Origin of the sequence: Xanthomonas sacchari, from assembly GCF_024266585.1 — a bacterium.
GTDB lineage: Bacteria > Pseudomonadota > Gammaproteobacteria > Xanthomonadales > Xanthomonadaceae > Xanthomonas_A > Xanthomonas_A sacchari_C.
In genome coordinates this window covers 109702-126223 of the sequence record NZ_CP100647.1, presented here as the reverse complement: position 1 = coordinate 126223, position 16522 = coordinate 109702, and the positions used below count along the sequence as shown (strand labels likewise).

At 62.3% G+C, this 16522-nt stretch carries 11 protein-coding genes; 9 read left to right on the top strand and 2 right to left on the bottom strand.

The genetic code is table 11. The annotated features are described in order from the left end of the window. Nucleotides 1-212: 212 nt before the first annotated feature. Both NKJ47_RS00520 and NKJ47_RS00515 read right to left on the bottom strand, forming a co-directional pair. Nucleotides 213-755: a DinB family protein gene (locus tag NKJ47_RS00520; protein WP_254459647.1), complete on the bottom strand. Its 543-nt coding sequence runs from the start codon at nucleotides 753-755 to the stop codon at nucleotides 213-215. Between the two features lie 2 nt (nucleotides 756-757). After that, nucleotides 758-1294 (bottom strand): GNAT family N-acetyltransferase, encoded by a 537-nt coding sequence (locus NKJ47_RS00515; protein WP_254459646.1) that lies wholly within the window; start codon nucleotides 1292-1294, stop codon nucleotides 758-760. 215 nt (nucleotides 1295-1509) lie between these two features. Between NKJ47_RS00515 and NKJ47_RS00510 the strand changes: the two genes are divergently transcribed. The 9 genes from NKJ47_RS00510 (at nucleotide 1510) to NKJ47_RS00470 (ending at nucleotide 16398) form a co-directional block, all read left to right on the top strand. Further along, nucleotides 1510-3291: an autotransporter assembly complex protein TamA gene (locus NKJ47_RS00510; RefSeq protein ID WP_254459645.1), complete on the top strand. Its 1782-nt coding sequence runs from the start codon at nucleotides 1510-1512 to the stop codon at nucleotides 3289-3291. Between the two features lie 8 nt (nucleotides 3292-3299). Then, on the top strand, nucleotides 3300-7127 hold the full coding sequence (locus tag NKJ47_RS00505; protein WP_429002512.1) for a translocation/assembly module TamB domain-containing protein: 3828 nt from the start codon (nucleotides 3300-3302) through the stop codon (nucleotides 7125-7127). Between the two features lie 216 nt (nucleotides 7128-7343). Continuing rightward, a complete protein-coding gene (locus tag NKJ47_RS00500; protein ID WP_254459643.1) occupies nucleotides 7344-9194 on the top strand; it encodes a hypothetical protein in 1851 nt (616 codons plus the stop codon). A 25-nt stretch (nucleotides 9195-9219) separates the two neighbouring features. Continuing rightward, nucleotides 9220-11724 carry an RHS repeat domain-containing protein gene (locus NKJ47_RS00495; RefSeq protein ID WP_254459642.1) on the top strand — a complete coding sequence of 835 codons (2505 nt, stop codon included), beginning with the start codon at nucleotides 9220-9222 and terminating at the stop codon, nucleotides 11722-11724. Between the two features lie 227 nt (nucleotides 11725-11951). Continuing rightward, complete coding sequence (locus NKJ47_RS00490; protein ID WP_254459641.1) at nucleotides 11952-12164, top strand: hypothetical protein; 213 nt, start codon at nucleotides 11952-11954, stop codon at nucleotides 12162-12164. A 67-nt stretch (nucleotides 12165-12231) separates the two neighbouring features. Continuing rightward, entirely contained in the window at nucleotides 12232-12543 is a 312-nt protein-coding gene (locus NKJ47_RS00485) for a hypothetical protein (RefSeq protein WP_254459640.1), read from the top strand. 87 nt (nucleotides 12544-12630) lie between these two features. Next, nucleotides 12631-13620 (top strand): RHS repeat domain-containing protein, encoded by a 990-nt coding sequence (locus tag NKJ47_RS00480; protein ID WP_254459639.1) that lies wholly within the window; start codon nucleotides 12631-12633, stop codon nucleotides 13618-13620. Beyond that, a complete protein-coding gene (locus NKJ47_RS00475) occupies nucleotides 13598-14125 on the top strand; it encodes a hypothetical protein (protein ID WP_254459638.1) in 528 nt (175 codons plus the stop codon). The genes NKJ47_RS00480 and NKJ47_RS00475 overlap by 23 nt, the downstream gene beginning before the upstream one ends. Nucleotides 14126-14250: 125 nt before the next feature. Continuing rightward, nucleotides 14251-16398: a S46 family peptidase gene (locus NKJ47_RS00470; RefSeq protein ID WP_254459637.1), complete on the top strand. Its 2148-nt coding sequence runs from the start codon at nucleotides 14251-14253 to the stop codon at nucleotides 16396-16398. Nucleotides 16399-16522 lie beyond the last annotated feature (124 nt).

Below are 16522 nucleotides of genomic sequence, written 5' to 3'. Positions count from 1 at the left end.
GTCTGTCCTCTAAAAGGAGCTTCCCGTAAACACGGAGGCTCACGGGTAGGAGCGGCTTCAGCCGCGACAAGTACTCCAGGCAACGCGCATCGCGGCTGAAGCCGCTCCTACAATCATGAAGACATAGCCCGCTAAGCCGCCGAAGGTGCGTCGCTAGCTATGCACTAAAGCGCCAACGCACTCACCAAGCGCAGCGCCCCGCGATCGCAAGATCACCCCATCTCCACCTGCGGAATCACCGCCAACATATCAGTCACGCCGACATCCACGCCCGCCTGGCTGAGCAAGGTAGTGGCCTGGCCACGATGGTGAGTCTGGTGATTGAAGAAGTGCAGCAGCAGGTCGCCGAAGCGCCTGCTGTGCGACTCGCCACGGGTGTTGCGATAGCGCAGTGCCACGTCCAGGTCGTCGGGCTGCAGTTGCGCCATCCAGGCGGCGATCGTCGCGTCCAGGGACTCGCGCTGCGTCCGCAGGTCCGCCAGGCAGTCGGCCCGTGGCGCGTCCAGCGCGGCCGGGACCGGTGTGGCCGCGATGGCCTGTAGCGCCGGATGACGTGCCGGGTGCTGGGCGAAGCGCTGCAGCCAGATCGTGTCGGCCACCACCAGGTGGTTGAGCGTGCCCAACAACGACCCGAAGAAGGCGCCGCGCGGCTCGGCGATGGCCGCGTCCGGCAGGGTCGCGACCGCGGCATACAGGCGCTGGTTCATCCACTGGCTGTAGTCGGCGAACAGCCGCAGTGTGTGCAAGGTCTCCATGCTCAGGTGTGCTCTTGGGGCGCGTGCAGTTCGCACAGATGGAGTTCGACCTCGGCGGCCTCTGGGCTCAGGCGCACGCGCCCCTGGGCGACGAAGCCCAGCGCGGCGAGCAGCCGCAGCGAGCGCGTATTGCCCGGCGCCACGATCGCGTAGACGCGCGGCAACGCCAGCATGGTGTGCGCGTACTCCAGCACCGCGCGCGCCGCCTCGCTGGCGTAGCCCTGGCCCGCATAGGGTTCCAGCAGGGCATAGCCCAGATCGGGCGCGGGCAGGGTCGGCCGCAGCACCAGCCCGGCCACGCCGAGCCAGGCGCCGTCGTCGCGGCGCTCCACCGCATACAGGCCGAAGCCGTGCTCGGCGTAGCTGCGCACCGAGCCGTCGGCGAGATAGCGGCTGGCCTGCGCTTCGTCGCGCACGCCGCGGTCGCCGATGTGCGCCAGGAAGCCGGGATCGTTGAGCAGGGCCAGCATCGGTGCCGCGTCGCGCTCGGGGTCCAGCCGGCGCAGCACCAGACGCGCGGTCTCGATCACGGTGGACATGCGGCGCTCCTGTGGGTCGGGCCGCCAGCGTGGCGCCGCCGCCGCGGCTTGGCAAGCGGAGCCGGCGCCTGCGCTTCGTGGCGTAGACACCTCGTTGCCTTAGCGCGGAAAGCGCGAAGCATCACTGCGCTGCGCCTGCCGCATCCGACATCCCGGTCACGGTTAACAAACGTCTAGTTAACAGCTTCACATGGGGTGCCGGTATTCTGACGCCCATGCGACCCATCCCCCGTCTCGCCACCCTCCTGTCCCTGCTCTCCCTGGCCGGCCTCGCCGAGGCCCGCGGCGTCATCGAGAAAGTGCAAATCGAGGGGCTGAACAAGGACGCAGACGAGGCGATGATCGAGAACATCCAGGCCTCGCTGTCGCTGTACGACGCCATCGGCAAGGACCAGGGCGAGTCGCGCCTGGAGTACCTGCTGAGCCAGGCCGAAAGCCAGACCCGGCAGGCGCTGGAGCCGTTCGGCTACTTCACCCCCACCATCACCGTCGAGGCGCCGCGCCAGGACGACAAGCTGACCGTGGTGGTGCACGTGGACAAGGGCGAGCCGGTGCGGGTGCGCAATTTCCACGTGGGCATCACCGGCCCGGCCGAGGACGACCGCTACCTGAGCGAGGATCTGAAGAACTTCCGCCCGCGCAAGGGCGACATCTTCGTCAGCAGCGTCTACGAGACCAGCAAGGTCACCATCACCCGGCGCCTGGCCGAGCGCGGCTACTTCGATGCCGACTTCACCCAGCGCAAGGTCGAGGTGACCCGGGCCGACCACGCCGCCGACATCGATCTGAGCTGGGACAGCGGCCGCCGCTACAACATGGGCCCGATCCGCTTCCACCAGGACTACTTCAACCAGAAGCTTTTCGATCCGCTGGTGTACTGGAAGGAAGGCAGCTACTACCACGAGGGCAAGCTCGACCGCCTGCGCGAGTCGCTGGTCAAGCTCGACTACTTCAGCGTGATCGACATCCAGCCCAAGCCGGAACAGGCCGACGCCAACGGCGACGTGCCGGTGGACGTCAACCTCACCCGCGCCAAGCGCAGCATCTACACCGCCGGCCTCAGCTACGGCAGCGAGAGCGGCGCCGGCGTGCGCCTGGGCGTGGACCGCCGCTACGTCAACGCGCGCGGGCACAAGCTCAGCACCCAGCTGGACTATGCGCAGAAGCGCAAGAGCTTCATCACCAGCTACCGGATCCCGGCGTTCCGCTGGCTCGACGGCTGGTACACCACCTCATTGCGCGTCTACGACGAGCAGACCGACTACATCGACCTGCGCAACGTCAAGCTCACCGGCAGCCGCAGCGGCCAGATCAACGAGCACTGGATCGCCATCGCCTCGATCAACGCGCTGCGCGAACGCTGGCGCTATGCCACCGACGAAGTCTTCGACGGCGCGCTGTACCAGACCTCCACCCTGTTCTATCCGCAGATCGAAGCCGATTACGTCGGCGTGGACGACAAGGTGTTCCCGCGCAAGGGCTTCAGCGGCAACATCAGCCTGCGCGGCGGCGCCGAGGGCGTGGGGTCGGATGCCAGCTTCGTGCAGGCGCACATGCGGGTGAACTGGTTCCACGGCATCGGCGACAACGACCGCCTGATCCTGCGCGGCGAAGCCGGCAGCACCTGGACCGATGCCCTGGTGGCGATGCCGCCGAGCCTGCGCTTCTTCGCCGGCGGCGACAACAGCATCCGCGGCTACGCCTTCCGCGAAGTCGGCCCGCGCACGCCGCGGCCGGACCGCTTCGCGCTCGGTGCCAAGCACGTGCTTACCGGCAGCGCCGAGTACGAGCATTACTTCAAGGGCGGGCCGTGGGGTGGGGCGGTGTTCGTCGACAGCGGCAGCGCCTTCGACGATACCCCTGACTGGCACACCGGTGTCGGCGTCGGCCTGCGCTGGCGCTCGCCGGTCGGCCCGGTGCGGGTGGACATCGCCCACGGCCTCAACGATCCGGATTCGCAGTTCCAGCTCTACCTCAACATCGGAGCCAACCTGTGAGCGCGCCGCTGGAGCCGACGTCGCCCGCTACGCCGCCACCGCGGCGCCCGCGCTTCTACCGGCGCAAGCGTTTCTGGTGGGGCTCGGCGCTGACCGTGGCCGGCCTGGTGCTGCTGGCCGCGATCGCGCTGTACTGGCTGCTGCAGACCGTGGCTGGGCGCGACGTATTGCTGGCGCAGGTGGTGGCGCGGTTGCCGGCCGGCTCGACCCTGACCTGGGAGCGCGCCGAAGGACCGCTGGCCGGCCCGCTGACCCTGCACAACCTGGATTTCCGCTACAACGAGATCCACTTCACCGCCGAGCGCGCCTACCTGGATCCGGACATCCGCCCGCTGCTCGGGCGCAAGCTGCAGCTGGATGCGCTGGAGCTGACCAACGCCACGCTCAACCTGGCCAAGAGCGACGAACCGTTCGAGCTGCCGCGCTGGCCGCAGTCGCTGCCGCAGATCGAAGTGCCGCTGGCGCTGCAGGCCGACCGCATCGCCATCGACGGCCTGCGCATCACCCAGGCGCAGCAGCCGATGATCGACATCCGCACGCTGCGCGGCGGCGTGGAAGTGGCCAACGGCGAGTTCCGCGCCACCCAGATCGTGGTGAACAGCGACCGCGGCGATTTCCGCGTCGATGGCGACTACCTGCCGGGCCAGGACTACAAGGCCGACCTCACCGCCAGCGCGGTGCTGCCGGCCGCGCGCGGGCGCACCCCGGCGCGCCTGGGCCTGGTCGCGCGCGGCGACCTGGACAAGATGGAAGTGGCCATCGCCGGCAATGCGCCGGCGCCGCTGCGCGCCACCCTGGTGTTCACTGGCCGCACCGATCCGGCGTGGGAGTTCGCCGCCAGCAGCAAGGCGCTGGATCCGTCGCTGCTGGTGCCGCCGGCCGAGGATGCGCCTGCGGCCGTGCCGCTGGCCTTCGACCTGCATGCGAACGGCAAGGGGGGCAACGCCGATCTGCGCGGCGAACTGTCGCGCGACGGGCAAAAGCTCGTGCTCGATCCCTCGCACCTGAGCCTGGACAACCAGGTGCTCACCGTCGCGCCGCTGCAGCTGCGCGCGTTCGACGGACAATTGCGTTTGCGTGGCACCGCCGATCTGCGCGATCCGGACAACGCGCAGTTGCGCTTCGCGGTCAACGCCAGTGGCATGACCTTCACCACCGCGCCGGACCCGTCCACCCCGGACGCGCCGGCGGTGCCGATCAAGCTGGTCGAGGCCAACCTGGGCGTGGCCGGCACGCTGAAGCAATGGGCTACCTACGGCGAGGCCACCGTCGCCCGCGGCAAGGACAGCGCCAAGCTGCAGCTGGACGTGCGCGGCGACGATCGCCAGGCGCAGCTGAAGCAGGTGCGCGCGACCATGCCCAGCGGCACCCTCGATCTGGGCGGCAACGTGGCCTGGGTCCCTGAGTTGAACTGGGACGTGCAAGGCACGCTGGCCGGCTTCGACCCCGGTTACTTCGCACCGGGCTGGGACGGCAAGCTCTCCGGCACCTTCGCCTCGCAGGGCAAGCAGTTGCCGGCGCGGCCGGACGGCAGCGCCGCCGGCTACCAGGCCACGCTCGACATCCCGCGCTTGAACGGGCGCCTGCGCAGCCGCGCCCTCGACGCCAACGCCAAGCTCGCGCTGCAGGGCAGCCAGGGCGAGGGCAAGCTGCAACTGAGCCTGGGCGACAGCCGCCTGCAGGCGCAGGGCAAGGTCGGCGACCAGCTCGACGTGGACGCACAACTGCAGCCGCTGCAACTGGCCGACCTGCTGCCCGGCGGCGCCGGCAGCCTGCGCGGCAGTGTGCAGATCAAGGGCCGCCGCGACGCGCCCGACGTGACCGCCGACCTCACCGGCAGCGGCCTGAAGTGGGACGGCTACGGCGCCGACAGCCTCAGCCTGCGCGGGCGCCTGCCCTGGCGCGGCAACGGCGGTGAACTGGCCCTGCGCGGCAGCGCCATCAATGCCGGCGTGCTGCTGCAGACGCTGAGCGTGGATGCGCGTGGCGCGGTGGAGAACCTGCAACTCGATGCCAAGACCCAGAACGACATGGGCGCATTGGCCCTGGCCGGGCAGGTGCGCCGCGACGGCGCGCGTTGGCAGGGCGCCTTGAACACGCTGCGCATCGCCCCGGCCAAGGGCGAACCGTGGCAGTTGCGGCAGGCAGCCAATTTCAGCGTGGCCGGCAGCGCCTTCAGCCTGTCCGAGAGCTGCCTGGCGCCGGGCAGCGGCGGCGCGTTGTGCGTGTCCGCCGACTGGCCGAAGCAGGGCCTGACCCTGCGCGGCGATGCCTTGCCGCTGGCCCTGGTGCAGCCATGGCTGCCGCCCAACAGCGGCCGCAAGATGTACCTGCGCGGCGACCTGTCCATCGACGGCAACTTCAAGCCGGCCGGCAACGCCTGGCAGGGATCGCTGCGCCTGGCCTCGCGCGAAGGCGGCCTGCGCCTGGGCGACAACGCCCGCGGCGAACTGCTGCGCTACGACCAGTTCAGTTTCGTTACCGACTTCAGCGCCCAGCACATCCACTCCAAGCTCGGCATCGGCTTCCAGGGCGACGGCTTCGTCGACGCCACCGTCGACACCGGTTGGGACACGTACGCGCCGCTGACCGGCGAGATCTACATGAACATGGCGCGGCTGTATTGGCTGGAGCTGTTCTCGCCCGACCTGGTCCGGCCCAAGGGCCTGGTCGAAGGCCACGTCAGCCTGCGCGGCACCCGCTCGCAGCCGGCGATGGGCGGCGACGCCACGCTGAGCAACTTCACCGGCGAACTGCCGGCGCTGGGCCTGACCCTGAGCGAAGGCAAGGGCCGCTTCGACGCGCAGCCGGACGGCTCGGCGCGCATCGTCGCCTCGGTCAAGTCCGGCGAGGGTACGCTCAATGTCGATGGCGGCTTGTCCTGGTATGGCGACCGCACACCGCTGCAGTTGAACATCCGCGGCACCAACGTGCTGGTGTCCAACACCGCCGAGTTGCGCGCGGTGGCCAATCCCGACCTGCAGTTCGGCATCGCCAACAAGACCATGATGCTCAGCGGCCAGGTCACCGTGCCATCGGCCGACATCGACCTGGAGCGGCTGGATCGCGGCACCTCGCTGTCCGAGGACGTGGTGGTGCTGGACCCGGCCGATCCCGAGGCCGCGCCGAGTTCGCCGCTGGAGATGGATCTGCGCGTGACACTGGGCGACCAGGTCAAGATGGCGGGCTTCGGCCTCAAGGGCGCCCTGACCGGCGCCATGCAGGTGCGCTCGCGGCCGGGCCGCGAGATGACCGCCACCGGCGGGCTGGACGTCAGCGGCAAGTACAAGGCGTACGGGCAGGACCTGACCATCACCCGCGGTCAGCTCACCTGGAGCAACAACATCGTCTCCGACCCGCGCATCAACATCCGCGCGCAGCGCCAGGTCGCCGACGTCACCGCCGGCATCGACGTCACCGGCCGCGCCACCGCCCCGCATGCGGATGTGTGGTCGGACCCGTCGATGTCGCAATCGGAGGCGATGTCCTATCTGGTGCTGGGCCGCAGCCTCAGCAACACCAGCAGCGCCGAGGCCGACCAGGTCACCGCCGCGGCCAGCGCCCTGTCGGCCGGCAGCGGCCTGCTCGCCTCGCAGCTCGGCGCCAAGCTCGGCTTCGACGACGCCGGCGTCAGCCAGTCGCGCACCCTTGGCGGCTCGGTGGTGGGTTTCGGCAAGTATCTGTCGCCGAAGCTCTACGTCAGCTATGGCGTGTCGTTGATCGGGAGCGGCTCGGTGTTGACGCTGAAGTATCTGCTGGGCAGGGGTTTCGATGCCGAAGTGGAATCGAGCACGGTGGAGAACCGTGGGTCGGTGAATTGGCGGAAGGAGAAGTAGGGACGCAACGGTCACAAAAATCTCCTTGACAAGCATCTAGCTGGTTTAGGAAAGTGAAGCGCTAAAAACGACGCCGCCCTCGGGGACTTGGCCGGCCTGCGGTTGCTCATTTTCTTTTTCAGTCAAAACGTTACGCGACGTGTAATCTGTTCGATGTGACCACAATTCGCTGGTCATGCCGCAACATGGGGCGGCGCGCACGCCACAGGGGGAGTTTTGAACAAGTTGCTCTGTCAGGTCGCACTGGTCGGTGCGGCGCTTTGTGCATTTTCGCTTGGTCATGCGCAGTCGGTCATCGATCAGTACAACAGATCGGTGAAAACCAGTATGGAAATTGCACCGCTAGGCCCGGATGCTTTCGGAGAGCAGGTCTCGATGCTGGATGGCGCGCTGTCCTTCCGCCAAGTCGACGTGTCCGTGAAATTGAATAGCGGTCTTCCTATGTCAATAGGAAGAACGCTGAGCATTCAAGATCAGACACCGGATCAGCAGGGCCGAAGTACATATCGAGATGGTTCCCCATTTGGACTGATGTGGGATCTGGATGTCCCTTACTTGAAAGTAGTAGCTGATGCACGCAGCGGTTGGACTGGCGTGGATGGAAGTGGGAGCCGCTGCAGCAAGGGCGATGCGGCGCCTCCAGTACAGGGCGTTACGCCTTTCAGTATGGTCTCTTACAGTTCGGAATATTACTACACAGGCGTTTACGCCAATATACCCGGGTACGGCGCGGAGTTTCTGAGAACCCCTTTTGGCCACACGATGCCAAATGATGGCAATGCTTATAAGAAAGTTTCAAGATCTAACTGGCGCGCCTCTTGTACGTCCAGCATTAAAAATGGTGCGGGTGAAGGTTTCGTGGTGCTTCTTCCGGACGGAACAAGATTGACGTTTGATTGGCTGGTGAGTAGGCCAACCACGTATTTGCTTGAAACCAACTGCCCCCATGATAACGGTTCGGTTGTGGCAAGCACTTTGGCTTTAAATAACATGCCAAATGTTCCTTCCACTCCTCAGTGTCAGATCTATGTTTCGGTTCCGCGCAATGAATATTTTCTATTTGCCACCAAGGCCGAGGATCGATTTGGTAACGCGGTTTATTATGATTATAATCCCTCCAGCCCTTGGAGATTGACTGCCATCCGAGCCAGTGAGGGGCCGAATATAAGTTTGACTTACAACGGCTCGGGCCAAATTGCCTCCGCATCTTCGAATGGACGAAGCTGGGTCTATGGGTATGATACTTACGGCTCGGCCAATAGATTACGTTCGGTAGCCCTGCCGGACGGAAGCTCTTGGGCGTTCGACTATGAATCCGATTTCAAACATGTTCTTACAGCAAATACGAATGAACTGTGGGGGCACTGTAAGCTTAATCTCGGAACCAAATATTCCGAAACGGCTCCGGGAGCTGGCGAGGACGCGTGGCTACAAATCAAGCATCCCTCTGGACTAGTGGCAAAATATTGGATCAGAAAATTGATCCACGGTACGAGGCAGACGCAGGATGAGCCATACGCATGTACCTTACAGCCGAAACAGGAAGGCCCGTACGGCATCGTTAATTTCTATCTTTATTTAAGCGAGTCAAGCGCTTATCAAATTGCCTCTTTGTATAAAAAGTCCTTGTCCTCCTCGACCACGGGCACACAGGAGTGGACCTACAACTACAGCCCAGGTTGGCAAGCGCCGTACACTTCAATGACGGCTGTGACCGATCCAACCGGAAAGATCCATCGCTATTACTATGGAACCGACAGAAAGATCAACTACGGTCAGCTGCAGCGTGAGGAAACAGTCAAGGATGGTAATGTCGTTGGCTCCGTATCTTACGAGTATGCACCGACCAGTTCGTCGCAGAAGTACCCCAAGCACGAGGGAGGCGGCTACTCCGTTGACAGCCGCGGCTGGGCCGGGCCCTTCACCGGTCAAATGCATCCGCTGATCAAGAAAACGATCGTGCAGGACGGCGGCACCTATGTGTGGGAAGTCAGATCCGACTGCGATAGTGGTTACTGCTTCGATCAATTCATGCGCCCGACGGCGGTCAACAGCTATTTCCAGTAGGTCAAGGACGCTCACAGGGGCGCATATGCGAGCAATTTCTACCTTCATCGTGCTGACGGTTGGTGCATGCGGATTTGCATGCGCCGCAAGCAAGCAGGAAAAGACGACGTACTACGACAATCTATCGTCATGGGTATTGGGCCAGGTTGCCGATGTCACCGATGTCCAAACCTCCATCGTGGAGGTCAAGTACACCTATGATGCGGCGTCGTCATTGCCCATCCAGGAGTATCGCTTTGGCAAGTTGGTCAATACGTCGAGTTACAACGCAGATGGCACATTGGCGTCGTTGAAGGACGGAAACGGCAATGTCACTGCAATGTCCAGCTGGAGGCGTGGGGTACCGCAAACTATCACATTTGCTGATGGGACGAGGCTTTCGGCCTCGGTCGACGACAATGGCTGGATTCGGTCGGTGGCCGATCAGCTCGGTAATGTGACGACCTACGACTACGATGCGGTCGGGCGGCTGACGAACATTGCTTACCCTTCTGGAGATAATGTGGCGTGGAATGCTACCGCTCTGTCGTTTTCGCAAGTCAACGCAACGGAGTATGGTCTTGCGCCCGGCCACTGGAAGCAGACCGTATCGACGGGCAATGCGCGCAAGGAGACGTACTTCGATGCGCTCTGGCGACCGATCGTCACGCTCGAATACGACGCCGGTGCGGGTGGCACACAGCGGTTCCAACGCTTCGCTTACGATCAGGATGGCAGGCAGATCTTCGCTTCCTACGCGGGTGTGTCGGATAACCTGACCGCTGGTAAATGGACGACCTACGACGCATTGGGGCGCATCGTGTCGGTGTCGCAGGATTCGGAACAGCAGTTGCTCACAACGCTGACGGAGTATTTGCAGGGCAATCAGATCCGTGTCACCGATCCGCGCGGCAATCAGACGGTGACCGGCTATCAGGTGTTCGACAAGCCCGATTACAGCGCACCGATCTGGATCCAGCATCCGGAAGGCGCTTACACCGACATCAACCGCGACATCTTCGGCAAGCCCTTGTCCGTCCGCCGCCGTGACGCCAATGGCACGGTGTCTGTGACCCGCAGCTATGTCTACGACGGCTATCAGCAACTATGCAAAACGGTGGAGCCGGAAACCGGCGCTACTGCCAACGGTTACGATGCTGCGGGCAACCTCGTTTGGAGTGCGTCGGGCCTCTCTTTGCCCAGCAGCACGTCCTGCGATGCGGATGCCGCGTTTGCCTCTGGCCGCCGTGTCGATCGCAGCTACGACGTGCGCAACCGAATCAAGGCGTTGAGCTTCCCGGACGGCAACGGCAACCAGGCTTGGAGCTACTGGCCCGATGGCGCGGTCAAACAGATCACTACGCTTAACAATGGTATTGCCACCTACAACAGCTACGCCTACAACAAGCGTCGCCTGCTGATTGCCGAGAGTCAGGGCCAGGCCGATGGCGAAACTTGGGCGATCGGCTACGGCTACAACGCCGATGGCCATCTGGCGGCGCATCGCTATCCGTCTGGGCAGACCGTGGATTACGCGCCTAATGCCTTGGGCCAGCCGACCCAGGCCGGCAGCTACGCCACCGGGGTGAGCTACTACCCGAATGGCGCGATCAAGCAGTTCACCTATGGCAACGGCATCGTCCACACCCTGACGCAGAATGCGCGCCGGCTTCCCGAGACCAGCCAGGATGCCTATAACGGCGTCGCGTTCCTCAGCGATAGCTATAAGTATGACGTCAACGGCAACGTGGCCAGCATCAGCGACGGCGCCACCGGACGGGGTGGCCGCGGCAATCGCAACATGACCTACGACGGTCTGGATCGCTTGGTCAGGGCCGAGTCCCCGATGTTCAGCGTCGCGACCTACAGCTACGACGTTTTGGATAACCTGACCCACGTCGTGGCGCCGGGTCGGGATCACTACTACTGCTATGACGTCAACTGGCAGCTCACCAACGTCAAGACCGGTGGTTGCGGCGGCAGCACGGTCATCGGCATGAGCTACGACCCGCAAGGCAACCTCAGCAACAAGAACGGCCAGGCCTTCCTGTTCGACTACGGCAACCGCTTGCGCCAGGCGACAGGCAAGGAGACCTATCGCTACGACGGCAACGGCCGCCGCACGCTGGCGCTGCAGAGCGCCGGCAATATCGGCTCGCTGTACGACCAGTCTGGCGTGCTGCGCTTCCAGAAGAACCAGCGCCAGTCCAAGTCCACCGACTACATCCTGCTGGGCGGCAGCCTGGTTGCCGAAGCCGATTGGCCGCTGGATCAACTCGCCTCGGTCAAGGACTATGTCAACTGGAACCCGGTCTCCGGCGCGACCCGCTACGTGGTCGAAGAGAGCGTGGATGGCGTCACCTGGACCGCGGTGTACGACGGCAGCCAGGGCAATTGGACCTCGTTGGCCAGGCCGGCAGGCACCTACTCGTACCGCGTGACTGCATGCACGGCGGACGGTAACTGCACCGCGGCTTCGAACGTGACGCATGACCAGCGGCCTGCGGTGGATATCGTGCCGTTGCTGTATCAGCTGCTGTTGAATGGCTAAGTCCAGCCGGGTGCGGTTGAGCTCTTTGCTGTCGCGGCCTGAAAGGCTGTAGGCACTAAGAAACGGCGAACAACGGATTGAAAAGAGGATCAAATGAGCTTGAAGATGATAGGTCTGCTGTTGGCGATTGCAGCATGCCGCTTTTCTTACGAGGCGCACGCTGCCATGCAGGTGTTCTCGGGGGGGGGGGAATCACCTACGTCGAAAACGGCTGGGACGGTGAAGGTATGGCGATCCATACCTCTAACGATGGCCCATCTGGATGTACGGCTCCCCTGAATGATTTCGCGATTGACAAGAATCATCCGGCCTACAAAGAGCTGACGGCGTTGGCGCTGGCGGCTTACACCAGCAATACGGATGTCGAACTCCTGGTTGACTCGGGCGTATGCATTTTCGGCAATCGCACCAAAGTCATTTCAATACGGCTGAAGAAATAAGAGATTACGATGAGGTCGCGCTGATTTGCATGGCGAACATCGATCCAATTACAGGAAGGGAAGCAATATGAAATATGAAAGAGGCTTGCTGTTGGTGTTCGCTTTGCTGAGTTGGCAAGCATCGGCAAACGAATCGATGCAGAACCTCGACGTCGTGCAGTTGGGCACATACCAGGCCCATACCGACCATTTTGTCTGGCTGTCGGACACGCCGGCGGAATGCAAGGCAGCCGTCCCCGGAAACGCTGTCTTGCATTTTCAAGACGACCAACCGGGTGGAAAGGCGTTGCTGGCCGTGTTGATGACGGCATTGGTGAACAAGCGCAAGATCGATGTGCAGGCCAATGTCTGCGACATCGTCGAGGTCTACTTGAAGTAAGCCACTCTGGCGAAGCCTGCACCGTAGACTTCGTTGGGTACGTTCCGCCGTAATGTTGTTAGGGGAAGCGTTGTCGATCCGACTTCCATGAGTAAAGTCGACTCTACATTCGTATCTATGTTCCAACTCGCAAGGACGAGTGATGTCAAATCTCAGGAGATTAGTGCCCCAATGCGACCTATGATTGCAGCTATCATTTTACTGCTTGTCACATTCAGCTCGCCTGCGCAGACAGTTCGTTATGTCCACACTGATGGACTGGGTTCGGTTGTGCTGACGACGGACAACAACCGAAATATCGTAGAGCGCAGTGAATATGAGCCATACGGCAGTTTGCTGAATCGTGCAGCGTCTGATGAACCGGGTTATACGGGTCACGTAATGGACGCCGCCACTAGGTTAACGTACATGCAACAAAGGTATTATGATCCAGAGATTGCTAGATTTCTCTCTGTTGATCAGGTAACCGCATACGGAAATGCCTCTAATTTTAACCGTTTCACTTATGCGAGAAATAACCCTTACAAGTATACCGATCCTGACGGCAGGGATGTAAAGTGTAATGGTAGAGATTGCCATATCCATAGCCAAAATATGGCTGAATTTTGGTTCAGCGATTATCCGAATTATACACTAATAACTCTGCGCACGGCTGCTTTTGATACTGCCATAAAATACATAACAGCAATAATAAAATTAAATAATCTTTTAAACAAGAGTGAATCAGTTGCTGACCCTTCAAGTGCTTCGGGTGAAAATGGTTCAGTAGGTATTCCTCCTCTGCCCACAGATTTAGTTGGAGATCAAAGCAGTCCCCTTGCCGGCCCCAATAAAAGCGGAAAGAGACATACAAGTGGGAAATTGACACCTGAAAATGGGGGTACCGGCGACTATGCAACTGACCTAGAGAAGCTTACTGGTGGGACGAGACCTTGGAGGCCAGGTGACAAAGCGCCGCCAGGCAGCCAGGTTGGAGAGAATGGAATCTTTGGGCGGCCAGTTAATTCATCTGGCGGGAAAACTATTGATATTCCTCAAAATGGCGAAAAGCCTCATGAATCCTTACACTACGACTAAAGAAACCTCTGATGGAAGAATACTCTTACCGCTGCAATGTGATGGTGTTCAGTACGAAAAAATTAAAGATTTGCTGACAGGGGAAAAGTTGCAGTCAATAAATTTTCCTAATGGTCAAGAGCTGTCTTTGACTTGGTTCGTTCGATTAAATTTTGCTTCTGGGGTGGTGGCAGAGATTACATCCTCAAGCACGCTAGCATTTGAAAATGAAGAGCTTGGAAGTATTAATTTTGGAATCGTAAGTTCTGGAAAATTGCAAGCTAATCTAGAAGATTTTGAAGTAAAAGACTTCACTGTTGCTAATGTTCAGATATTGAGCTTTTCCATAAGAAATTTTACTGTTGATGCGGGGCTTGTTATTACTTCTGGGAAGGATGAAAAAATGTTCTTGGCAGCCGGGGAATTTCCTGGCTCTATTTCGGTGGCTGCACCTTTCATATCAGGTTCATTTGCGCCTCAATTCCCAATTGAAGATTACGAGTTGCGCTGCTTCATCGTGCCCTAGAGCGCACCATGAAGTCAGCTTCGCCGGAAATGGCCGTTGATGCAGGGTAACGCGGCAGTCAGAGATTGCCGGTCCAGCGTGGGCAAGCTAAGGTCGACACCTGTCGTGTTTCCCGAAATAGCTCCATGCCTAAGCCCACCAGACTGGCTGCGACCCTCAGTCTCGCCATCACCGCAAGCCTCGCCGCCCATGCCGACGAAGGCATGTGGATGCCGTCGCAGATGCCAGAGCTGGCCAAGCCATTGCACGAGACTGGATTCCAGGGCGACCCGCAGAACTTGGCCGAGGTCACGCAGCCGCCGTTGAGCGCGGTGGTGAAGGTCGGAGGCGGGACTGGGGCGTTCGTGTCTGGGGATGGGTTGTTGTTGACCAATCACCACGTCGCCTACGGGGTGATCCAGTACAACACCTCGGCGAAGGAGAACCTGATCGAGAACGGGTTCATCGCGCGGGATCGCGCCGATGAGCGCGCCGCCAATCCCGATTTCCGGGTGCTGGTGACGGTGGGTTTCGACAAGGTCACCGATCAGGTGCTGGGGCCGGCCAAGGGCAAGACCGGGCGCGCTTATTACGATGCGGTGGATGCGGCGAGCAAGCGCATCGTCGCCGATTGCGAGCGCGAGGCTGGGGTGCGCTGCAGCGTTGCCAACATGTATTACGGCACCGACTTCTACCGCATTCGCCAGTTGGAACTGCGCGACGTGCGCCTGGTGTATGCGCCGCCGCGGGCGATCGGCAACTACGGCGACGAGATCGACAACTTCATGTGGCCGCGGCACAGCGGCGATTTCACCTTGCTGCGCGCCTACGTGGGCAGGGACGGCAAGCCGGCGGACTACAGCGCCGATAACGTGCCCTACCAGCCACCGGCGCATCTGCAGATCGCCACCGATGGGCCGAAGGCCGGCGATTTCGCGATGCTGGCCGGTTACCCCGGCATCACCTACCGGCATCGCACCGCGGCCGAGTTCGCCGAGCAGGTAGAAGCGACGCTGCCGCAGCGGGTGGCAGTGCTGGACCAGTTGATTGGGGTGATCGAGACGGCGGGCAAGACCGACGCGGAGGCGCGTACGCGCTATGCGTCGCAACTTCAGTCGCTGAAGAACAATCGCAAGCGGGCCGCTGGCGAACTGGAAGGGCTGCAGCGCAGCGATGCGGTGCGGCTGCGCGCGGAGGACGAGCGCGGCATGCTTGCGGCTACCCATGGCAGCGATGCGCGCGATATCGCGGCGCTGCAGAAGGTACTCGGCCAGGCCTCGTCGCTGCGCGAGCGCGACCTGCTGCTGGGGTTGATCGCCACGCAGACCCAGGCGCTGCGTTCGGCGCTGACGCTGGAGCGGCTGCGGCTGGAGGCGGCCAAGCCGGATGACCAGCGCGAGAGCGGCTATCAGCAGCGCGACCTGGCGCTGATAGAGGGCATGCTCAAGCAGGTGCAGCGGCGCTATTCGCCGACTGTGGAGAAGGCGCTGCTGACCGCGCTGTTGACCCGCTACCAGCAGCTGCCTGAAGCGCAGCGGGTGCCGGAGTTCGATGCGGTGTTCGGGCGGACCCCGGCGCTACTGCAGGCGGCGCTGGACAAGGCCTATGCCGGCACCGCGCTGGGCACCGAGGCCGAGCGCCTGTCGCGCTTCGCTGTTGCGCGCGAGGGCAAGGCACCCGCGGCCGATCCGTTGATGACTTTGGCCGCCACGCTGGTGCCTGCGCAGCTGCGCCTGGACGACGAGCGCAAGGCGCGCGAGGGCGAGCAGTTGCGGTTGCGCCCGGCCTACATGCGTGCGCTGTTCGCCTGGCGCAAGCAGCAGGGCCGTGCGGTCTATCCGGACGCCAACAGCACGCTGCGGATCAGCTATGGCCGCGTCGAGCCGCTGGCGCCGCGCGATGCGGTCAGCTTCGCGCCGCTGACCACGGTGGCCGGCATCGTCGAGAAGAACACCGGCAAGGAACCGTTCGATGCGCCCAAGCCGTTGCTGGCGGCGATCGCCAAGGGCGACTTCGGCAGCACCGTCGATCCGCAGTCGAAGACGCAGCCGGTGAACTTCCTGACCAATCTGGACACCACCGGCGGCAACTCCGGCTCGCCGGTGCTCAATGCGCGCGGCGAGCTGATCGGGCTGAACTTCGACAGCAACTGGGAGGCGGTCAGCGCCAGCTGGTGGTACGACCCGCGCTACAAGCGCGCGATCCATGTGGACATGCGCTATCTGCGCTGGCTGATGGCCAAGGTGTATCCGGCGCCGCAATTGCTGAAGGAGTTGAACGTTCCGCAGGAGTGAGCCCGACGTTCGTCGGGGCGCGGCAAGCCTGGTCGATGCGGTCGATTCCGCGTCGGTCGCCGCAACGCGGATGAAACGCGATGCGGCATCGCCGCTGCGGGGTTCACCGAATAGCTCGCGCCTG